Raw genomic sequence first — 20,574 nt, forward strand, 5'->3', positions numbered from 1 at the left:
TCGTGAGCATTGACCAGGGTAAAGCCGCCTTCCCCTGCCTCGTGAGGCGATCGGTTTCCGGCCGCACCGGTCGAATTGCGGGGTGGCCGGGACACCTCGGTCATCCGAATGAATCGAGCGGGAGACGAAGATGGTTACGGGAATCCTGGCGGCCCTGGGGGCGATGGTGCTGGTGCTGCAGGCGGCTGCCAGGCTGCCGGCCGCCGTGACGCTGTTCCTGCGTGCGCTGATCCCCATCGTCCGGGCCCTGCGCACGCTCCGCGACGAGTGGCGCCGCAGCGGCCCGAAGCGTGACGAATGATGACCGACGAGCTAGTAACCGCAGCCCGGGTCCGGCGCGTCCTCCGACAGCGGGCTGCCCGCCGGGAGCACGTACAGGACTTCGAGCACCAGCGGCGTCGTCCCGAGGTTGCGGCCGATGTGCACCTGGTCGGGCTTTTCGGTGAACGCGCGCCCGGCGCGGAAGACGCCGTCGAGGCTGCAGTCGGCCAGGTTGTGCGTGAGCGTCCCGGACTTCACGTACGCGTAGAGCGTGCCGTCGTGGAAGTGCCAGCCGGTGTAGCCGCCGGGCTGGATGGTGATCTCCCGCAGCGTGTAGTCGGTGTGGCCGACGGTCTTCTGCGCCAGGATCGTGCCCGTGACGCCGCTGCCGGGCGTCGCGGACGCGGTCGCGGGCAGCAGGACCGCGGCGAGCACGGACGCGGCGAGAACGGTGACGGGCTTGCGCATCGGGGACTCCTCCCTCGGGGACGGGGGAAAGCTACCGCGAACCGGGGTGCCCGCGGGGGCCGCCGATCGGGCAGCGCTCGGCGGGTCATCCGGGCTTGCGCTGGAGTTCGCTCCAGCTCTTAACGTCGGGGGATGACCACTGCACAGCACAAGCTCGGCTCGGGCTTCGGCGCCACCAGCACCGCGGCCGACGTCGTCGCCGGCCTCGACCTGACCGGCAAGCTCGCGATCGTCACCGGCGGCTACTCCGGCATCGGCCTGGAGACGACGCGGGCGCTGACCGCCGCCGGCGCGCACGTCGTCGTCCCGGCCCGTCGCCGCGCCACGGCCGAAGAAGCCTTGCGGGGCTGGGAAAACGTCGAGGTCGACGAGCTCGACCTGGCCGACCTCGAAAGCGTCCGCGCGTTCGCCGAGCGGTTCGCCGCCTCGGGCCGCGGCATCGACGTCTTCATCGGCAGCGCCGGGATCATGGCGTCGCCCGAAACCCGGGTCGGGCCGGGCTGGGAGGCGCAGTTCGCGACCAACCACCTCGGGCACTTCGCCCTGGTGAACCGGTTGTGGCCCGCGGTCAACCCGGGCGCGCGCGTCGTTTCGGTGTCCTCGCGCGGCCACCACTTCGGCCCGGTCCGCTTCGACGACCTCGACTTCCGCCGGGGCTACGACAAGTGGCTCGCCTACGGCCAGGCGAAGACCGCGAACGTCCTCTTCGCGGTGCAGCTGGACAAGCTGGCGCGAGACGTTCGCGCGTTCGCCGTGCACCCGGGCCGGATCTTGACGGACCTGGTGCGCTACCTCGACCGCGAGGAGCTGGTCGCGGCGGGCATGCTGGACGCGGACGGCCAGGTGACCGGCGAGGTGAAGACGCCGGAGCAGGGCGCCGCGACGCAGGTTTGGGCGGCGACGTCCGCCCAGCTCGACGGCCTCGGCGGCGTCTACCTCGAAGACTGCGACATCGCCGAGCCCGCCCCCGCCGACGGCACCCGCACGGGCGTCAAGGACTACGCGATCGACCCGGCCTTCGCCGAGCGCCTGTGGACGGTCTCGGCCGAGCTGACCGGTGTCGACGCTTTCGCCTGACGCCGTGCTAGAGCTTTTCGACCTGCCGCACCAGGAGGTCGATCTCGTCCTCGGTGTTGTAGTAGTGCACGGACGCTCGGACCATGTCCGGCAGGGCGCGCGCGGTGAAGTCGAACTGGGCCGAGGTGGCCGTCGACAGTGACGTGTTGATGTTCGCCTCGGCGAGCTTGACCTTGACCTCCGCCGCCGGGGTGCCATCGACGCTGAAGGTGACGATGCCGCACTTGCGGGCGCCGACGTCGTGTACGCGCGCTCCGGTGTCCGAGAGACGGCTTCGCAGTGTCGCGGCCAGAGACGCGACGCGCTCTTCGATGGCCGGCAGTCCCCAGCCGAGCGCGTAGTCGATCGCCGCGCCGAGGCCGACCACCGCGGCGAAGTCGCGCTCCCACACCTCGAAGCGCTTCGCGGTCGGGTCGACGACGTACTCCGACGGTGCTTCCCAGGTCGCCGAATGCAGGTCGAGCATCGCGGGCTCGAGCCGCTCCCGCAGCCGCGGGTGCACGTATAGGAACCCGGTGCCGCGCGGGCCGCGCAGGTACTTGCGCCCGGTCGTCGACAGCGCGTCGCACTTCAGGCGCGCGACGTCGAGGTCGACCTGGCCGGCCGACTGGCACGCGTCGAGCAGGAACGGGATGCCGGCCGCTTCGGCGACCGCGCCGATCTCCTCGGCCGGGTTGACCAGCCCGCCCTGGGTGGGCACGTGGCTGACGGCGATCAGCTTGACGTCGCCGTCGACGCGCCGCCGCAGCTCCTCGACGTCCAGCTGGCCCGACTCGTCGTCGCCGACCACCTCGACGACCGCGCCGGTGCGCTTCGCGACCTGCAGGAACGCGATGGCGTTGCTGGCGTACTCCGCGCGGGAGGTGAGGATCCGGTCGCCGGGCCCGAACGGCAGCGCGTAGAAGACCGCCTGCCACGACCGGGTCGCGTTGTCGGTCAGCGCGATGTCGTCGGGTTCGCCGCCGACGAGGGCCGCCGCCGACGCGTACACCGCGGCCAGGCGGTCCGCCGCTTCGGCGGCCGCTTCGTAGCCGCCGACCAGGGCTTCGTGGCGCAGGTAGTCGACGACGGTGTCGGTCACGACGGCCGGGGGCAGGGCGGAACCCGCGTTGTTGAAGTGGACCACTTCGGCGCAGCCGGGCGTTTCACGGCGGGCGCGGTCGACGTCGAAGGTCATGTGAACTGAATACAGTAGGTCAGTTCTGTATGCAATACTGCCCGCATGGCCAAGACGCCGATGCGCAGCGACCTCACCGAGGAGGTCACGGCCCGCGTGCTCGACGGGCGGCTCGCCGCCGGTACCCGCGTCAACGAGGTGCACCTGGCCCGCGAGCTGGGGGTCAGCCGGACGCCGCTGCGCGAGGCGCTGATCGGGCTCGCCGACCGCGGGCTGCTCGTCTCCGCGCCGGGCCGCGGGTTCCTGGTGCCGCCGTTCGACCCGGACGAGGCCCGCCGCCTCTACCCGCTGGTCGCCGAGCTCGAAGCGCTCGCCCTGCGCTGGACGTCGCCGCTCGAGCTGGCCGGGCTGCCGGACGCGCTCGACGCCGTCGCCGAGGAGATGACCGCGGCACTCGAAACCGGCGGCGATCTGTCCGAAGTGGACGACCGGTGGCACGCGCTGCTGCTGTCGCGCTGCCCGAACCCGCACCTGCTGCGCCTGATCGAGCAGACCAAGCCGCTGCTGAAGCGGTACGAATCGTGCTACTTCGGCGGGGCGGGCCGCGCCGCGGAGAGCATCGGCGAGCACCGCCGGATCGCGGCCGTCCTGCGCGACGGCGATCTGCCCGCCGCGTCCGCGGTGCTCGTCCGCAACTGGGTGAAAGCGCTGACCTACCTGGGGAAGGACGAACGATGATCATCGCGCACCTGAGCGACCTCCACCTCGACGGCGGGCAGCGGGCCGAAGACCGCGTCGCCGCCGTCATGGGCTACCTGCGGGACCTGGCCGTCGACGTGGTCGTCGTCACCGGCGACATCGCCGACCACGGCGCCGCGCCGGAGTACGCGCGCGCCGCCGAACTGCTCGTGCACCCGGCGCCGGTGCTGGTCCTCCCGGGCAACCACGACAGCCGCGCCGCGTTCCGCGCCGGGTTGCTCGGGCTGCCCGCCTCCGGCGAACCGATCGACGTCGCCCACGAGGTCGGCGGCGTCCTGTTCGCGCTGTGCGACTCGACGATCCCGGGCCGCGGCGCGGGGTTCCTCGCCGACGAGACCCTCGGCTGGCTCGACGGCGTGCTTTCCGAGGGCGACGGCCCGGCGTTCGTCGCCTTCCACCACCCGCCGGTCGAGGTCGGTGTCCCGCTGGTGGACGCGATCCGGCAGGCCGGCGAGGAGCGGCTGGCTTCGGTGCTGGCCCGCCACCCGCGCGTGAAGGCGCTGCTGGCCGGCCACGTGCACACGGGCGCGTCGACGACGTTCGCGGGCGTCCCGCTGCGGATCGCGCCGGGCGTGGTTTCGCAGTCGCTGCTCCCGGCCGAGCCCGGCTCCGGGCGCGGCTGGGCGGAGGGCGGCCCGCTGGACTACGAGCGGCCGCCGTCCCTGCTCCTGCACGTCCTGCACGACGACGGCCGGGTGACCAGCCACCACCGCGTCGTCGCTAGCGGTTGAACACCGGCAGCGTGACCTTCGACGGCCTCGCCGCGTCGTGGAACACCTCGAACCGGTTGGCCTTGCCCTCGATCGCCCGCGTCACCGGCTCGTCCGTGCCGTGGTTGCGCGCGAAGCGCGGGAACGCGCCGCCCGCGACCTGGACGCGCAGGCGGTGGCCGCGGCGGAAGCGGTAGGCCGTCGGGTCGAGCGTGACCTCCGCCGCCACGACGCCGTCGGCGTCCGAGGCCGGGAAGCCCGGGCGCAGCCGGAGGATCCCGTCGGTGACGTTGCGGGACACGCCGCCGGCGTCGACGTCGCAGACCCGGACGTAGACGTCGGCGTGGCCCAGTTCGGTGCGCACGTGGACGGTCGCCGTCACCTCGCCGATGACGTCGAGGTCCGACGGCAGCGGCTCGCCGGTGAACACCAGCACGTCCGGGCGCGCCTCGACCTCCTGGTTGTCCCGCTGCTTCCAGTCGCCGGTCAGCAGCGGGCCGCCGACCGCGGGCGTCGGGTCCGCCGGGTCGTAGGTGAACGTCGTCGGCCGCGCCTCGGCCGCGACGGCCTCGCCGAGCCCGCCGATCGGCCGCAGGTGCGACGCGGTCGGCGCCGAGGGCGGCGGCCAGGACTCGAAGTCCAGCCAGGAGTTCGCGCCCTGCAGGAAGAGCCGGACCGGGGCGCGCTGCAGCTGGGTGCGGTCGCCGAGCAGGTGCGCGCGCAGGAACCCGAGCTGGTCGCGGATCATCGGGCCCATGCTCCCGGGCTCGCCGTGCGCCCACGGCCCGATCGTGATCCGCGGCGCCTTGCCCGCCTCGGCGAGGGTCCGGAAGTCCTGCAGCTGGGAGCCGATGAACAGGTCGTACCAGCCGGTGACCATCGACACCGGGACGTCGAGCTTCGCGACTTCGGCGCTGTGGTCGGACATGGCCCAGTAGTCGTCGTCCGGCACGAAGTGCTCGGTGACGTCCTGGAGGAACTGCACGGGCTTCCCGATCGCGGCGACGTCGGCGCGGCCCAGCGGCAGGAACGACATCGCCTTGCGCGTCTTGCGCTTCTGCAGCGGGTTCGGCAGCGCGGCGAACCGCTCTTCCTGCCGGCCGATCATCGCCGACCACGAGACCATGTTGTCCGCGGCGAGCACGCCACCCGGGTAGAACGTCGAAATGAACTCCGACGCCGTGACGCCCAGGCACATCGCGGCCAAGGGCGGGTCGAGGTACGGCCCGAGCGCCCACTGCGTGTGCCCGAGGTAGCTGGCCCCCGCGGTGCCGATGGTCCCGTCGCACCACGGCTGGGCGCGCAGCCACTCGGCGGTCGCGATGCCGTCTTCGCGCTCGAGGTGGAAGGGCCGGAACTCGCCGCCGGAGCCGAACGAGCCGCGGGTGCTCTGGACGACCGTCTGCAGGCCGTGCCGGGCGAACGTGTCCCCGAAGAGCTTCCCGAGCAGGCCCGAGCGGCCGTACGGCGTGCGGATCAGCACCACCGGCGCCGACGTCGTGCCGGCGGGGGCCCACCGGTCGGCGAGCAGCGTCACGCCGTCGTGCATCGGCACGGCGAGATCGCGCGTGACGACGGGCTTGGGGCCCTCGGCGCGGGGGAGTCCGAACAGCTTGTCGACAAGTCGGTCCAGCACGGGCGCCCGCCTTCCGAAGTGGAGTCGATCCTTCCGGATCCGACGGTACCTCAGTTCGCGCGCGCGAGCGTTTCCGGACGCAGCAGCCTCGCGAGCTCCTCGGCCGGGATCAGGCCCTTCTCGACGACGAGCTCGGCGACGCCCCGCCCGGTCGCGAGGGCCTCCTTCGCGATCTCGGTCGCGGCCGCGTAGCCGATGCTCGGGTTGAGCGCCGTGACGAGCCCGATCGAGTTCTCGACGTAGGCGCGCATGACGTCGACGTTCGCCGTGATGCCCGAGACGCACTTCGTGGCCAGTGTCCGGCAGGCCGCGCCGAGGTGCGTGATGCTCTCCGACAGCGCGTGCAGGATGACCGGTTCGAACGCGTTGAGCTGCAGCTGCCCGGCTTCGGCGGCCATGGTCACGGTGACGTCGTTGCCGATCACCTCGAACGCGACCTGGTTGACCACCTCGGGGACGACGGGGTTGATCTTGCCGGGCATGATCGACGACCCGGCCTGCACCGGCGGCAGGTTGATCTCGTTGAGCCCGGCGCGCGGGCCCGACGAAAGCAGGCGAAGGTCGTTGCAGCTCTTCGACAGCTTGACGGCGATCCGCTTGAGCACGCCGGAAAGGTGCACGAACGCGCCGCAGTCCTGCGTCGCCTCGACGAGGTCCGCGGCGGTGACGACCGGCAGCCCGGTGATCTCGCGCAGGTGGCGGCACGCCGCCTCGGCGTAGCCCGGCGCGGCGTTGAGGCCGGTGCCGATCGCGGTCGCGCCGAGGTTGATCTCGTGCAGCAGCGTGACGGCTTCGTTGAGCCGCTGCCGGTCTTCGCCGAGCATGACGGCGTAGGTGCCGAACTCCTGCCCGAGCGTCATCGGGACGGCGTCCTGCAGCTGCGTGCGGCCCATCTTCAGCACGTCGTGGAACTCGACGGCCTTGGCCGCGAACGCCTTCTCCAGCACGATCATCGCTTCGGACAGCTCGCGCACGGCGATGATGGTCGCGACGTTCACCGCGGTCGGGTACGCGTCGTTCGTCGACTGCCCGAGGTTGACGTGCTCGTTGGGGTGCACCACGTGGTAGTCGCCCTTGGCGTGCCCGAGCAGCTCGAGGGCGCGGTTCGCGATGACCTCGTTGGCGTTCATGTTCGTCGACGTCCCGGCGCCGCCCTGGATGACGTCGACGACGAACTCGCCGTGCAGCCCGCCTTCGCGGATTTCCGTGCAAGCGGCGCAGATCGCGTCGGCGATCTCCGGCTTCAACAGCCCCAGCTCGGCGTTCGCGCGCGCGGCGGCTTCCTTCACCGCGGCCAGCGCTTCGATCAGGTGCGGGTAGGCGGAGATCGTCGTGCCGGTGATGGGGAAGTTTTCGCGGGCGCGAGCGGTGTGCACGCCCCAGTACGCCTCGGCGGGGACGTCCTTGTCGCCGAGCAGGTCGTGTTCGCGGCGGGTGGTCATCGCAGGCTCCCCACAGACAGGTTTCCGGTGAAACGCAGGTTGTCCGGGCCGGGCGGCACGTCGACGCCGCACAGCTTCAGCGCCGCGGCCAGCACCGGGTAGCGCGCCCGGTCACCGCCGTCGGCGATCTTGAACGCGATCGCCGTGCCGTCCGGCAGCGCGGCGATCTGGACGGCCTCGAAGCCGTCCTTCGCGATCAGCCCGGGCACCGCGCGCATGACGGCCGTGACGTCACGGCGGCTGCCGCCGACCAGGTCCGGGTGCCGGCGGATCCCGTCGGCCACCAGGAATTCCGGTGTGCCGGGCGCGGCCGTGGCGATCTTCGAGACGGCCGTGGCGAGGCCGCGCAACGTCGTCGCGAAAAGGGGCGCGCCGCAGCCGTCGACGGCGACGCGCTCGATGCCGCGGCCGGTCAGGTCCTCGACGGTGGCGGCGATCGCGCGCTGCAATGGGTGGGCGGGGCCGAGGTAGCCGTCGGTGCTCCAGCCGTTCAGGTCGCACGTCGCGAGCATCGCCGCGTGCTTGCCGGAGCAGTTGTGCGCGAGCCGGCTCGGCGCGCGGCCCGACGCCACCCAGATGTCCCGCTCGATCGGGTCGAACGGGAAGTCCGCCGGGTTGCCGAGCGCGTCGGGAGAGCGGCCGTCGAGGACGGCCGAGGTGGCGTCGAGGTGCCGGGCCTCGCCGGAGTGGCTGGCCGCCGCGATGGCGAACCCGGCGGGGGACAGCCGCAGCCCGAGCCGCGCCATCGCCGTGGCCTGCAAGGGTTTCGCCGTCGAACGCGGGTACATCGGGGCGTCGGGGTCGCCCGCGGCGGTCAGCGTCGAGCCGTCCGGGGCGAGCACGACCAGGGAGCCGTGGTGGCCGCCCTCGACCATGCCGTCGCGGATCAGCTCGACCAGCGGTTCGTGGCTCACAGGCCCTCCTTGTCGAACTCGCGCATGTCGATCCGCCTGCGCACGGCGAACCAGCCGGCGACCAGCGCGACGGCGATCGCGGGCAGGCACAGCAGGGTGATCCGGCCGGTCTCGTCGAAGCCCATCAGCACGACGACGGCGGCGAGGAACACGAGCGTCGCGATCTCGGTGTACGGCGAGAACGGGAGCCGGAACGCGGGCCGCTCGAGGCCGTCGCGCTTCGCCTTCCGGACGAACAGCAGGTGGCAGAGCACGATGATCGCCCAGGTCGCGAGGATGCCGATGGCGGCGAAGTTGAGCACGATGTCGAAGGCGTCCTTCGGCACGACGTAGTTCAGCCCGACGCCGGCCACGCAGACCGACGCCGTCAGCAGGATGCCGCCGTAGGGCACCTGGTTGCGGTTCATCACGCCGGTGAACTTCGGCGCCGAACCCGCCTTCGCCATCGAGCGCAGGATGCGGCCGGTCGAGTACAGCCCCGAGTTCAGGCTGGACAGCGCCGCGGTGAGCACGACCAGGTTCATCACGCTGTCCGCCGCGGGCACGCCGAGGTGCGCGAGCACGGTGACGAACGGGCTCTGGTCCTTCGTGTACGAGCTCCACGGCAGCAGCATCGCCAGCAGCACGACCGAACCGACGTAGAACACGAGGATGCGCCACATGATGGAGTTGATCGCCTTCGGCATGATCTTCTCCGGGTTCTCGGTCTCGCCCGCGGCGACGCCGACCAGCTCGACCGAGGCGTAGGCGAACACGACACCCTGCACGATCAGCACCATCGGCAGCAGCCCGGCGGGGAAGAACCCGCCGTGGTCGGCCAGCAGTCGCGGCCCGCCGGCGGCGCCGTCGATCGGCGTCTGCGTCACCAGCAGGAAGATCCCGATCACCATGAACAGCACGAGCGCGGCGACCTTGACGATGGCGAACCAGAACTCCATCTCGCCGAACAGCTTCACCGAGACGAGGTTGAGCGTCAGCACGACCGCCAGCGCGATCAGCGCGAGCACCCACTGCGGGACCGGCGAGAAGAACGACCAGAAGTGCGCGTAGAGCGCGATGGCCGTGATGTCGGCGATGCCGGTGGTCGACCAGTTGAGGAAGTGCATCCAGCCGGCGACGTACGCGCCCTTCTCGCCCATGAACTCACGCGCGTAGGAGACGAAGGCGCCGCTGGAGGGCCGGTAGAGAATCAGTTCGCCGAGCGCGCGCACGACGAAGAACGCGAAGAGCCCGCAGACGGCGTAGACGATCGCCAGCGCCGGGCCGGCCTGCGCGAGCCGCCCGCCTGCGCCGAGGAACAGGCCGGTGCCGATGGCGCCGCCGATCGCGATCATGGTGACGTGACGCGGTTTCAGGGCCTTGTTGTAGCCGGCGTCGCCCGCGTCCGCGGACGTGGCCGTGAGGGTCTGTTCGGTCACTGGTCCCCGTTCACGATGCTGGTGAGAGTGGCTTCGACGTGCGTGAGGTGTGCGGTCATGGCGTCGACGGCTTCCGTTTCGGAGCCGCTCTCGATCGCCGCGACGATCGCCCGGTGCTCGACGTTCGACCGGCGGCGCCGGTCGCCGAGCTGGTTCAGGAAGGCGGACTGCCGCGCGAGCGCGTCCCGGATCTCTTCGATCACCTTCCCGAACACGGGGTTGCCCGAGGCCTGGGCGATGGTGATGTGGAAGAGCGAGTCGAGCGCGACCCATGCCGTGTTGTCGGTCTCGGCGTCCATCCGCTCGACGAGGTGGGCGAGCAGGTCGAGGTCGTCCTGGCTGCGTCTCAGCGCGGCGTAGCCGGCGACGGGGATCTCGACGTGCCGGCGCACCTCGATGAGGTCGCGGGCGGAGTAGGGCCCGAACGTCGGGTTCTCCGCGGGCCCGGCGGCGGTCACGAAAGTGCCCTTGCCGGTCTTGGACTCGGTCATGCCGAGGGCCTGCAGGCCGCGCAGCGCCTCGCGGATGACCGAGCGGCTGACCTCGAACTCCCTGCTCAGGGACGCCTCGGACGGCAGCTTGGCGCCGACGGGGTAGTCACCGCTTTCGATGAGCCGGCGCAGGTGGGCCAGCACGGCCTCCATGGCGCTCACCCGGCGTGGACCACCTTGTCCGGCTGTCTGGCTGTCAGACAGGTTCATGCGGGGAATGCTCGGTTCCGCGGGGTCCGCTGTCAACGGTCGCCCGCACGCTTGTGGGCCACTTCACGGGTTCGCTGACAACCGGACAGAAGTCCACCGGGTCGTTGACGCCCGGAAACGGGTGACCGTAGCGTTGCGCAGCGTCAAGTCCGACATCGTTGTCAGCGGGAGCGAGCCATGGTCGCGCGGAAGTTCCTGACGGTGCTCGGCACCGTGGCCCTGGCCGCGACGGCGTTCGCGCCACCGGCAGCGGCGGGCGTCGCCCTGGTCGCCGACCCGGCGTCCTACGTCGACCCGCTGATCGGCAGCACCAATGCGGGCAACACCTACCCGGGCGCGACGACGCCGTTCGGCATGCTGGCGTGGAGCCCGACGACGACCCGCGGCAAGCAGAACGGAACGGGCGCGGCCGGCGGCTACCAGTACGACGTCACGCGGCTGCGCGGCTTCAGCCTCACCCATCTCGACGGCACCGGCTGCACGCCGGGCGCTTCGGGGGACATCCCGATCATGCCGTTCCCGGGCGCGGTCCTGTCGTCGCCGTCGGCCGACGCGACCGACCAGGTCTTCGCGAGCGACTTCTCCCACGCCGACGAAATCGCCGAGCCGGGCCACTACGGCGTTCGCCTGGCCAACGGCGTCGGCGTCGACCTGACGACCACGGACCGCGCCGGGATCGGCAAGTTCGCCTTCCCCGCCGGATCACCGGCCACGCTGCTCTTCCGGACGTCGAACTCGCTGCCGGGCAGCTCGAACGCGTCGATCAGCATCGACGCGGCGCACCGGCGCGTGACGGGCTCGGTCGACTCGGGCGGCTTCTGCGGCCGCACCACGGGCGGCGAGGAGAACCAGCGCTCCTACTACACGCTGCACTTCAGCGTCACGTTCGACCAGCCGATCACGTCGCAGGGCACCTGGGTCGACGGGACATTGCGGCCCGGTTCCCGCAGCGCCTCCGGCGGCGAGGGCTACACCGACGCCGAGCGCGTCGGCAAGGGCTCGGGCGGGTACGTCGGCTTCGCGCAGGGCAGCCCGGTCACGGCCCGGATCGGCATCTCGTACGTCAGTGCGGCGAACGCCCAGCGCAACGCCGACGCCGAGATCCCGGCTTCGCGGACGTTCGGCGACGTGCGTGCTTCCGCGCGTCGCGCGTGGACGGACCAGCTGAAGAAGATCGAGATCGGCGGCGGCACGCACGCCCAGCTCACGACGTTCTACACCGCGCTGTACCACGCGCTGCAGGAGCCGAGCCTCGCCAGCGACGTCACCGGCGAATACCTCGGCAGCGACCGGAAGGTGCACAAGCTCGCGAAGGGCCAGCACGCGCAGTACGGGACGTTCTCCGGCTGGGACGTCTACCGCGCGCAGGTCCAGCTGCTCGCGTTCCTCGACCCGGCGCGGGCGGGCGACTACGCGCAATCGCTGTACAACTACGCCAGCCAGAACGGCGGCGAGTGGGACCGCTGGCTGCACAACAACGGCGGCACGCACGTGATGTCGGGCGACCCGTCGGCGCCGGCGCTGGCCGGGATGTACGCGTTCGGCGCTCGCAACTTCGACGTCCGCGGCGCCTTTGCTTCGCTGTCGCGGGCCGCCACGGTCCCGACGGCCGACGACACGCGCGACGCGGGCTGCCCGATCCAGTGCATCGGCCAGCGTCCCGGCCTGGCGGACTACCTGAAGCTGCACTACGCGCCGGACGACGCGTGCCACTGCTGGGGCTCGGCCGCCGAGACGCTCGAAGACTCCGTCGCGGACTTCGCGCTTTCGGACTGGGCTTCGCGGCTCGGTGCCGGCTCGGCTTCCTTCCTGGCGCGGTCGGGTTACTGGCGGAACCTGGTGAACCCGCAGGCTTCGCCGTCCGGCCCGTACGTCCAGGCGCGGAAGTCGGACGGCACGTGGGTGACGCCGTTCGAACCGGCGACGGACACCGGGTTCGTCGAGGGCAGCAGCGCGCAGTACACCTGGATGGCGTCGCACGACGTGGCCGGCGTGGTCGCGGGCCTGGGCGGCGCACCGGCCGCCTTGAAGCGCCTGGACGGCTTCTTCCACGACGCGGCGGGCAACTGGGCGCTCTCCGGTGCCGACGACGTCCACTACAACCCGGGGAACGAGCCGGACATCAACGCGCCCTGGCTGTACGACTACCTCCAGCGGCCGTGGCAGACGCAGGAGACGGTCCGGCAGATCGTGACCACGATCTACGGCCCGGGCACGGGCGGCCTGCCCGGCAACGACGACCTCGGCACGATGTCGGCGTGGTACGTCTTCGCGACGCTGGGGATGTTCCCGCAGGTCCCGAGCCGCGCGGACCTGGTGCTGGCGTCCCCGCTGTTCCCGCGCGCGGTGGTCCACCGCGGCAACGGCGCGACGATCACGGTGGACGCCCCGCGCGCGTCGGCGGACACGTACTACGTCCAGGGCGTGCGGGTGAACGGCTCGCCGACGTCGAAGCCGTGGGTCCCGGAGTCGTTCACCGCGAACGGCGGCACGATCGGCTACGACCTGGCTGCGACGCCGAACCAGTCGTGGGGCACGGCGGCGGCCGACGCCCCACCGCAGGCGGCGCTCCCGGCATTTCACCCGAACGTGGCCGCCCCGGCGGCCCCGACACCCGCCCGCACGGTGGTGACCCCGGCCGGCTGACGCGCCGCGCGCCCACCCCGCCCCGCGACCACCCGGTCACGGTCCGCCGCAGTGATCATCACCGCCCGAAGCGGTGGCGCGTCGCAGCGGCGGAACGGCTCCCGGGAGGAGCAGAATCGAGCCGGCGAGCACGTGTCGGCACCGGGAACGCCACGGGTTAGGGTGGGGGACCCGGGCGCGCCGGTCCGCTTCACCTAGGGGAGGTTTTCGCTGGTGTCGAACGATTCTTTCGTCCACCTGCACGTCCACACCGAGTACTCCATGCTCGACGGTGCGGCGAAGATCGCTCCCCTCTTCGCGGAGGCCGCCCGCCTCGGCATGCCCGCGGTCGGCATGACCGACCACGGCAACATGTACGGCGGCGACGAGTTCTACCAGCAGTCGAAGAAGCACGGCCTCAAGCCGATCATCGGCATCGAGGCCTACATCGCGCCGGAGAGCCGGTTCCACAAGAAGCCGGTCTTCTGGGGGCAGTCGAACCAGCGCGGCTCCGACGAGCTGGGCGAGGGCGGCGACGTCTCGGGCGCCGGCGCGTACACCCACATGACGATGCTCGCGCAGAACGCGACCGGCCTGCGGAACCTCTTCAAGCTGTCCTCGCTGGCCAGCATGCAGGGCTACTACCGCAAGCCGCGGATGGACCGCGAGCTGATCGCCGAGAACCACTCCGGGATCATCGCCACCACCGGCTGCCCGTCCGGCGAGGTGCAGACCCGGCTGCGGCTGGGCCAGAAGGAAGCGGCGATCCAGGCCGCGTCCGACTACAAGGACATCTTCGGCGCCGACAACTTCTTCCTCGAGCTGATGGACCACGGCCTGCCGATCGAGCGGTCGGTCCGCGAAGGCCTCCTCGAGATCGGCCGCCTCCTCGACCTCAAGCCCCTCGCCACGAACGACTCGCACTACGTCACCAAGGACCAGGCCGACACGCACTCGGCGCTCCTGTGCGTCCAGGCCGGCAAGACCCTCAACGACCCGACCCGGTTCAAGTTCGACGGCGACGGCTACTACCTCAAGTCCGCCGCCGAGATGCGCGAGTACTGGGACAAGGAGGTCCCGGGCGCGGCGGACACGACGCTGATGATCGCCGAGCGCATCGAGTCCTACGAAGACGTCTACGCGCACAAGGACCGGCTGCCGTTCTTCGAGGTCCCGGAGGGCTACGACCAGGGCGGCTGGCTGCGCGAAGAGGTCGCGAAGGGCCTGAAGTGGCGCTTCCCGGAGGGGCCGCCCGAGGGCTACGACGAGCGCATCGAGAAGGAGCTCGACGTCATCATCGGGAAGGGCTTCCCGGCCTACTTCCTGATCGTCGCCGACCTCATCTCCTACGCCCGCCGCGTCGGCATCCGGGTCGGCCCGGGCCGTGGTTCGGCCGCCGGTTCGCTGGTCGCGTACGTGCTCGGTATCACGAACCTGGACCCGATCCCGCAGAAGCTGCTGTTCGAGCGGTTCCTGAACCCCGAGCGCGTCTCGATGCCCGACATCGACATCGACTTCGACGACCGCCGGCGCGGCGAGATGATCCGGTACGCGACCGAGAAGTACGGCTCGGACAAGGTCGCCCAGGTCATCACCTTCGGCACGATCAAGACCAAGGCCGCGATCAAGGACTCCGCGCGCGTCCACTTCGGCCAGCCCGGTTACGCCATCGCGGACAAGATCTCCAAGGCGCTGCCCCCGCCGATCATGGCGAAGGACATCCCGCTCTCGGGCATCGTCGACTCGAAGCACGAGCGCTACGGCGAGGCCGCCGAGGTCCGCGCGCTGGTCGAAACCGACGAAGAGTGCAAGACGATCTTCGAGACCGCCCGCGGTCTCGAGGGCCTGATCCGCAACGCGGGCGTGCACGCCTGCGCGGTCATCATGTCCTGCGACCCGCTGACGGACGCCATCCCGCTCTGGCAGCGTGACGACGGCTCGATCATCACGGGCTGGGACTACCCGTCGTGCGAGGCCATCGGCCTGCTGAAGATGGACTTCCTGGGCCTGCGGAACCTGACGGTCATCGGGGACGCGATCGACAACATCAAGGCCAACCGCGGGATCGACATCGACCTCGACACCCTCGGCGTCGAGGACCCGGAGACGTACAAGCTGCTCGCCCGCGGCGACACGCTCGGCGTGTTCCAGCTGGACGGCGGGCCCATGCGCGACCTGCTGCGCCGCATGGAGCCCACGGTCTTCGACGACATCGTCGCGGTCGGTGCGCTGTACCGCCCCGGCCCGATGGGCATGAACGCGCACAACGACTACGCCGACCGGAAGAACAACCGGCAGAAGGTCAAGCCGATCCACCCGGAGCTCGACGAGCCGCTGCGGGAGATCCTGGCCGACACCTACGGCCTGATCGTGTACCAAGAGCAGATCATGCACATCGGCCAGAAGGTGGCCGGGTACACGATGGGCCGCGCGGACGTGCTCCGCCGCGCGATGGGCAAGAAGAAGAAGGAAGTCCTCGACCTCGAGTACGAGGGCTTCGAGGCCGGCATGAAGGCCAGCGACCTGGTCCCCGGCGGGTTCTCCGCCGAGGCCGTCAAGGCGCTGTGGGACACGATCCTCCCGTTCGCCGGCTACGCGTTCAACAAGAGCCACGCGGCCGCGTACGGCCTGGTCTCCTACTGGACCGCGTACCTCAAGGCGAACTTCACCGCGGAGTACATGGCCGCCCTGCTGACGTCGGTCGGCGACAACAAGGACAAGTCGGCGGTCTACCTGTCGGAGTGCCGTCGCCTCGGCATCAAGGTGCTGCCGCCGGACGTCAACGAGTCGGCCCTGCGGTTCGCGGCCGTCGGGGACGACATCCGCTTCGGCCTGGGTGCCGTCCGCAACGTCGGCGCGAACGTCGTCGAGTCGATCATCAAGACGCGCGAGGAGAAGGGCAAGTACGCCTCCTTCACCGACTTCCTCGACAAGTCCGAGCTCGTGGCCTGCAACAAGCGGGTCATCGAGTCGCTGATCAAGGCGGGCGGGTTCGATTCGCTCGGCCACACGCGGCTGTCGATGATCCAGGTCCACGAAGACGCGGTGGAAGCCGTCGTCCCGCTCAAGCGCCAGGAGGCGATGGGCCAGTTCGACCTGTTCGGCTTCGGCGGCGACGAGGGCGAGGCCGCGCCGTCGTCCTCGCCGCTCGCGCACCTGAAGTTCGGCGAGGAGGAGTACCCGCGCAAGCAGCTGCTCGCCTACGAGCGGGAGATGCTCGGCCTGTACGTCTCGGCCCACCCGCTGGACGGCGCCGAGCGGATCCTGCGCAAGCACGCCCCGAAGCCGATCGCCGGCATCCTCGCCGACCCGCCGAAGGAAGGCGAGATCGTCATCTCCGGGCTGATCACGTCCCTGGAGCGGCGGGTCAACAAGAAGGGCGAGCCCTGGGCGATCTGCACGGTCGAGGACATGGACGCCTCGCTCGAGGTGCTGTTCTTCCCGAAGGCGTACGCGCTGTTCGCCGGTGAGCTGATCGAAGACAACGCGGTGCTGGTCAAGGGCCGGGTCAACTGGCGCGAAGACAAGATGTCGGTCTTCGGCGGCGGCCTGGCGACGCTCGACCTGTCCGAGGTCGGCACGGGCAACGGCGACGACGAGCCACCGCTCGTGCTGCTCGCCGCGGCCGAGAAGATCGACCAGTCGGTGGTCAGCGAGCTGCGGTCCACGCTGCTCGCGCACAAGGGGGAGACCCCGGTCCACCTCAAGCTGGTGGGCAAGAACCAGACGGTCTTCGCGCTCTACGACTACCCGGTGAAGGTCAGCTCCATGCTGATCGGCGAGCTCAAGGGCATCCGCGGGATCACAGCCAGCACGTAGGCGCGCGGCTGAGGGAGGTGCGCTCGCAAAATGCGCTCGCCACCTCCCTCGCCTACGGTGTCCTGTGGGGGTGCAACCCCCACACCCCGCCCGGGGGCGAGCCCCCGGAACCCCCGCGGTGGTCCAGTTTTCGAGTCACCGGGCGTGAGGTCAGCAGGCCGATGTCGTACGAACCCGATCCCCGGCGCTGGAAAGCGCTTGCCGTCTCGCTGACCGCGGGGTTCATGGGCCTGCTCGACGTTTCCATCGTGAACGTCGCCCTGCCGTCGATGCAGTCGGGGCTGAACGCGAGCAGCGGCGGCATCCGCTGGGTCGTCTCCGGCTACGCGCTCGCGTTCGGCCTGGTCCTGGTCACCGGCGGCCGCCTCGGCGACGCGTTCGGCCGCCGGAACATGTTCCTCGGCGCCCTCGCGGCGTTCGTCGTCACCAGCGCGCTGGCCGGCGCGGCACCGAACGAGACGACGCTGGTCATCGCCCGGCTCGCCCAGGGTGTCGCCGCGGGCATGCTGACGCCGCAGAACACGGGCCTGATCCAGGACCTCTTCCGCGGCGCCGAGCGCGCCCGCGCGTTCGGGATGTTCGGCGCGATCGTCGGGATCTCGACGGCCGTCGGCCCGATCCTCGGCGGCGTGATCCTCGCGGTGTTCGGTGCCCACGACGGCTGGCGGTGGGTGTTCTACGTCAACGTCCCGATCGGCGTCGTCGCGTTCGCGCTGGCCCTGCGGCTGCTGCCGCGCAGCGAGAAGAAGCAGCTCAGGATCCGGTCGGAGATCGACTTCGTCGGCATCGTGCTGCTCGCGGTCGCCGTCCTCGGCGTGCTGCTCCCGGTCATCGAATCCGACAGCGACGGCCCCGCGCGGCTGTGGTGGCTGTTCCTCGTCGCGCTCGTCTTCGGGGCGGCGTTCGTGCGCTGGGAACAGCGGGTGGTACGGCACGGCCGGTCACCGCTGCTGGACACGCGGCTGTTCACCGGCACGCCGGGGTACGCCACCGGCGCGTCGGTCGGCGCGCTCTACTTCTGCGGGTTCGCCGGGATCTGGCTGGTCTTCGCGATGTTCTTCCAGCAGGGCCTCGGCTACTCGCCCCTGCAGTCCGGCCTGTCGGTGACGCCGTTCGCGCTCGGCTCGGCGGTGTCCGCGGCCGTCGCCGGCCGGTTCGTGCCGACGCTCGGCCGGCGGCTGACCGTCACCGGCCTGACGATGGTCGCCCTCGGCCTGCTCGGCGTCGCGCTGCTCGCCGAGCTCGTCCCGCCGTCGTCGGCCGGGTGGGCGTTCGCGCTCCCGCTGCTGTTCGCGGGGGTCGGCGGCGGGATGGTGATCCCGCCTAACACGACGTTGACCCTCGAGTGCGTGCCCGTCCGGATGGCCGGCGTCGCGGGTGGCGCCCTGCAGACGGGCCAGCGGATCGGCACCGCGATCGGCACGGCGGTGCTCGCGTCGGTGTTCGGCACGGTCGTCGGCTCCGCGAAGGGCTACTCGCTCGCCCTGACGATCGCCTTGTGCTGCGCGGCCGCGCTGACGTGCACCGCGCTGGCCCTCGCGATCGCCGAGCTGCGGGCGCGGCGTCACCGTGCGCAGACTTCCGAGGAAGAAACGGAAACGCGGCGTACCCAGACGTCGGCCGCGGACGTGCAACGGGGCTGAGACACTACTTTCGGCAGATTAGCGATGCTCCATCCGAGTGACGAGCACGGAAAGACACTGGTGCTACGCAGAGCAACCGGGTAGATCTTATGGAGCCTTCACTGCGCGGCTTCGGCTACCGACAGTGGCAATCGGTCGGCCACCCGGGGATGGGGTGACCGGCACGAGCGATCGAGGCGTCCGGAGTTCGAGGGAATGGACACACTCGGTCACCTTCCGTCCAGTGAGCTGTCGGCGTCCGCGGGGGACCGCCCGGCACTCGCGGAAGGGATGCCCATCGGCAGCCGCCGGCGCGTGACGGCAGCGGGCGGGCCCGGGTGAGGGGGAACCGGGCCCGCCCGTTCTTCGTGTCGTGCTTTCCTCCCGGCCGGTGATCATGTTGGGATGACGACGTCCGACAGGCACGAGCCGGGGAGCGTCGATGACCGAGCAGCCGTTGCGACCGGAGAGCCGGCTCCGGGTGTGGCGCCGGCCGATGCGGTCGCGTGACCGCCACGAGCACCACCGCGTCGCGACCCCGCTGGAACTGCTGTTCGACCTCTGTTTCGTGGTCGCGGTCGGCCAGGCCGCCGCGCAGCTGCACCACGCGCTCGCCGAAGGCCACGTCGGCCACGGCGTGTTCTCGTTCGCGCTGGTGTTCTTCGGCATCTGGTGGGGCTGGCTGAACTTCAGCTGGTTCGCCTCGGCGTTCGACACCGACGACGTCCCGTACCGGCTGGCGACGCTGGTGCAGATCGCCGGCGGCCTGACCGTGGCGGCGGGGGTCGAACGCGCGTTCAACGGCGACTTCCGGGTGATGGTCGCCGGCTACGTGCTGATGCGGCTCGCGATGGTCGTCCAGTGGGTGCGCGCGGCGCGGTCGGACCGCGACTGCCGCCCCGCCGCGCTCCGGTACGCCGCCGGGATCGCCGCCTGCCAGGTCCTGTGGGTCGCCTACCTGTGGTTGCCGCACGGCCTGCAGCCGTACGCGTTCTTCGTCCTCGCGATCCTCGAGATGGCCGTCCCGGTGTGGGCGGAAAGCCGGCACGGCACGACGTGGCACCCGCACCACATCGCCGAGCGGTACGGCCTGTTCACGCTGATCGTGCTCGGCGAGGTGATCCTCAGCGCGACGAACGCGATCAAGGAGGGCGCCGCCGAACCCGGGCACCTCGGCGCGCTGATCTCGCTGGCCGCGGCCGGGCTGGTGCTGGTGTTCTCGATGTGGTGGCTGTACTTCGACCGCCCCGGCCACGCGCGGCTCGTCCGCCGTCCGACCATGTTCACGTCGATGAGCTGGGGGTACGGGCACTACTTCATCTTCGCGTCGGTCGCGGCCGTGGGCGCGGGGCTCGAGGTGGCCGTCGCCTACGACACCGGGACGCTGCACGAGCTCGGCGGCGTGGCGGCCGCGTTGCCGACCACCGTGCCGGTCGCGATCTTCCTGCTGGGCGTGTGGCTGCTGCACATCGGCCCGACCAACGAATGCCGTCCGATCGCCATCGGCTTCCCGGTGACGGCGCTGCTCGTCGTGGCGGCGTCGTTCACGCCGGCACCGATCCACATCGCCGCGGTGCTGACGGCCGCGCTCGTCGCGCTGACGGTCATCGCGACACACGGCGAGCCCCAGCCGGCTTGACCGCGGATCGGTGCAGGTCAACGGCCTGGCGCGATAAAAGGGACCCCCCTGCGCAAGGGCGTTTCGGGGGCATGTAAAGTTCTCCAAGTCGCCAGGGAAACCGGGCGGCCGCCGGGGCCACGAACCAAGCTCCCACGAACGTGGTAGAGTGGGTGGTCCTGAACCGAGGTGCCAGCCTCGGACATAGCTTGAAACAAATGCCGAGAATCTCAGCCGTCGATAAAGCGGGTGGATTCAGAGTGTGTTGCTTGAGAACTCAACAGTGTGCTAGTGAACTAAGCCAGTAGAGCTTATGTATTGAACCTCGTATGAGGTTCCTTTGAGAGCATTGAATTGCCTCGGTTGAATTCGAAGACATTGTTGGAG

General features: G+C 70.7%; 15 protein-coding genes. 8 read left to right on the forward strand and 7 right to left on the reverse strand.

Annotation, left to right across the window (positions count from 1 at the left end; translation table 11 throughout):
- Window positions 1–130 precede the first annotated feature (130 nt).
- Window positions 131–301, forward strand: coding sequence for a hypothetical protein (locus ACYVLJ_RS41465; RefSeq protein WP_460442803.1), 171 nt, complete (start codon window positions 131–133; stop codon window positions 299–301).
- An 11-nt stretch (window positions 302–312) separates the two neighbouring features.
- Here ACYVLJ_RS41465 and ACYVLJ_RS41470 read toward each other — a convergent pair whose 3' ends face one another.
- Window positions 313–729, reverse strand: a complete 417-nt coding sequence (locus tag ACYVLJ_RS41470) for a cupin domain-containing protein (RefSeq protein WP_460442804.1) — start codon at window positions 727–729, stop codon at window positions 313–315.
- Window positions 730–861: 132 nt separating this feature from the next.
- Here ACYVLJ_RS41470 and ACYVLJ_RS41475 point away from each other — a divergent pair, with 132 nt between their 5' ends.
- A complete protein-coding gene (locus ACYVLJ_RS41475) occupies window positions 862–1,806 on the forward strand; it encodes an SDR family NAD(P)-dependent oxidoreductase (protein WP_460442805.1) in 945 nt (314 codons plus the stop codon).
- Between the two features lie 7 nt (window positions 1,807–1,813).
- Here ACYVLJ_RS41475 and ACYVLJ_RS41480 read toward each other — a convergent pair whose 3' ends face one another.
- Window positions 1,814–2,983: an aminotransferase class V-fold PLP-dependent enzyme gene (locus ACYVLJ_RS41480; protein WP_460442806.1), complete on the reverse strand. Its 1,170-nt coding sequence runs from the start codon at window positions 2,981–2,983 to the stop codon at window positions 1,814–1,816.
- Window positions 2,984–3,028: 45 nt separating this feature from the next.
- Here ACYVLJ_RS41480 and ACYVLJ_RS41485 point away from each other — a divergent pair, with 45 nt between their 5' ends.
- Complete coding sequence (locus ACYVLJ_RS41485; RefSeq protein WP_451974333.1) at window positions 3,029–3,661, forward strand: GntR family transcriptional regulator; 633 nt, start codon at window positions 3,029–3,031, stop codon at window positions 3,659–3,661.
- Complete coding sequence (locus ACYVLJ_RS41490; protein WP_451974331.1) at window positions 3,658–4,413, forward strand: metallophosphoesterase; 756 nt, start codon at window positions 3,658–3,660, stop codon at window positions 4,411–4,413. Before ACYVLJ_RS41485 ends, ACYVLJ_RS41490 begins: the two co-directional genes overlap by 4 nt.
- Here the strand turns inward: ACYVLJ_RS41490 and ACYVLJ_RS41495 are convergent.
- From ACYVLJ_RS41495 to ACYVLJ_RS41515, 5 genes are read right to left on the reverse strand one after another with little or no spacing between them, the layout of a single operon-like run.
- Window positions 4,403–6,028: a CocE/NonD family hydrolase gene (locus ACYVLJ_RS41495; protein WP_460442807.1), complete on the reverse strand. Its 1,626-nt coding sequence runs from the start codon at window positions 6,026–6,028 to the stop codon at window positions 4,403–4,405. The two genes, ACYVLJ_RS41490 and ACYVLJ_RS41495, sit on opposite strands and share 11 nt — an antisense overlap.
- A gap of 50 nt (window positions 6,029–6,078) precedes the next feature.
- Window positions 6,079–7,470: an aspartate ammonia-lyase gene (aspA, locus tag ACYVLJ_RS41500; protein WP_460442808.1), complete on the reverse strand. Its 1,392-nt coding sequence runs from the start codon at window positions 7,468–7,470 to the stop codon at window positions 6,079–6,081.
- Window positions 7,467–8,384 (reverse strand): asparaginase, encoded by a 918-nt coding sequence (locus ACYVLJ_RS41505; RefSeq protein WP_460442809.1) that lies wholly within the window; start codon window positions 8,382–8,384, stop codon window positions 7,467–7,469. The genes aspA and ACYVLJ_RS41505 overlap by 4 nt, the downstream gene beginning before the upstream one ends.
- A complete protein-coding gene (locus ACYVLJ_RS41510) occupies window positions 8,381–9,802 on the reverse strand; it encodes an amino acid permease (protein WP_460442810.1) in 1,422 nt (473 codons plus the stop codon). Before ACYVLJ_RS41510 ends, ACYVLJ_RS41505 begins: the two co-directional genes overlap by 4 nt.
- Window positions 9,799–10,446 carry a FadR/GntR family transcriptional regulator gene (locus ACYVLJ_RS41515; protein WP_451975167.1) on the reverse strand — a complete coding sequence of 216 codons (648 nt, stop codon included), beginning with the start codon at window positions 10,444–10,446 and terminating at the stop codon, window positions 9,799–9,801. Before ACYVLJ_RS41515 ends, ACYVLJ_RS41510 begins: the two co-directional genes overlap by 4 nt.
- A gap of 234 nt (window positions 10,447–10,680) precedes the next feature.
- Between ACYVLJ_RS41515 and ACYVLJ_RS41520 the strand changes: the two genes are divergently transcribed.
- The 4 genes from ACYVLJ_RS41520 to ACYVLJ_RS41535 all read left to right on the forward strand — a co-directional run bounded on the left by ACYVLJ_RS41520 (window position 10,681) and on the right by ACYVLJ_RS41535 (window position 20,208).
- A complete protein-coding gene (locus tag ACYVLJ_RS41520; RefSeq protein ID WP_460442811.1) occupies window positions 10,681–13,149 on the forward strand; it encodes a GH92 family glycosyl hydrolase in 2,469 nt (822 codons plus the stop codon).
- Window positions 13,150–13,362: 213 nt separating this feature from the next.
- On the forward strand, window positions 13,363–16,947 hold the full coding sequence (dnaE, locus tag ACYVLJ_RS41525) for a DNA polymerase III subunit alpha (protein ID WP_451974319.1): 3,585 nt from the start codon (window positions 13,363–13,365) through the stop codon (window positions 16,945–16,947).
- 161 nt (window positions 16,948–17,108) lie between these two features.
- Window positions 17,109–18,590, forward strand: coding sequence for an MFS transporter (locus ACYVLJ_RS41530; RefSeq protein WP_460442812.1), 1,482 nt, complete (start codon window positions 17,109–17,111; stop codon window positions 18,588–18,590).
- A gap of 421 nt (window positions 18,591–19,011) precedes the next feature.
- Entirely contained in the window at window positions 19,012–20,208 is a 1,197-nt protein-coding gene (locus ACYVLJ_RS41535) for a low temperature requirement protein A (RefSeq protein ID WP_451974317.1), read from the forward strand.
- The last annotated feature ends 366 nt before the right edge of the window (window positions 20,209–20,574 follow it).

It is taken from the genome of Amycolatopsis stemonae, assembly GCF_054781455.1.

Excerpts from the sequence above, each read along its gene's own strand:
- ACYVLJ_RS41465 (WP_460442803.1), top strand. The coding sequence starts at position 131 with ATGGTTACGGGAATCCTGGCGGCCCTGGGGGCGATGGTGCTGGTGCTG.
- ACYVLJ_RS41470 (WP_460442804.1), bottom strand. The coding sequence starts at position 729 with ATGCGCAAGCCCGTCACCGTTCTCGCCGCGTCCGTGCTCGCCGCGGTC.
- ACYVLJ_RS41475 (WP_460442805.1), top strand. The coding sequence starts at position 862 with ATGACCACTGCACAGCACAAGCTCGGCTCGGGCTTCGGCGCCACCAGC.
- ACYVLJ_RS41480 (WP_460442806.1), bottom strand. The coding sequence starts at position 2,983 with ATGACCTTCGACGTCGACCGCGCCCGCCGTGAAACGCCCGGCTGCGCC.
- ACYVLJ_RS41485 (WP_451974333.1), top strand. The coding sequence starts at position 3,029 with ATGGCCAAGACGCCGATGCGCAGCGACCTCACCGAGGAGGTCACGGCC.
- ACYVLJ_RS41490 (WP_451974331.1), top strand. The coding sequence starts at position 3,658 with ATGATCATCGCGCACCTGAGCGACCTCCACCTCGACGGCGGGCAGCGG.
- aspA (WP_460442808.1), bottom strand. The coding sequence starts at position 7,470 with ATGACCACCCGCCGCGAACACGACCTGCTCGGCGACAAGGACGTCCCC.
- ACYVLJ_RS41515 (WP_451975167.1), bottom strand. The coding sequence starts at position 10,446 with ATGGAGGCCGTGCTGGCCCACCTGCGCCGGCTCATCGAAAGCGGTGAC.
- ACYVLJ_RS41520 (WP_460442811.1), top strand. The coding sequence starts at position 10,681 with ATGGTCGCGCGGAAGTTCCTGACGGTGCTCGGCACCGTGGCCCTGGCC.
- ACYVLJ_RS41530 (WP_460442812.1), top strand. The coding sequence starts at position 17,109 with ATGTCGTACGAACCCGATCCCCGGCGCTGGAAAGCGCTTGCCGTCTCG.
- ACYVLJ_RS41535 (WP_451974317.1), top strand. The coding sequence starts at position 19,012 with ATGACCGAGCAGCCGTTGCGACCGGAGAGCCGGCTCCGGGTGTGGCGC.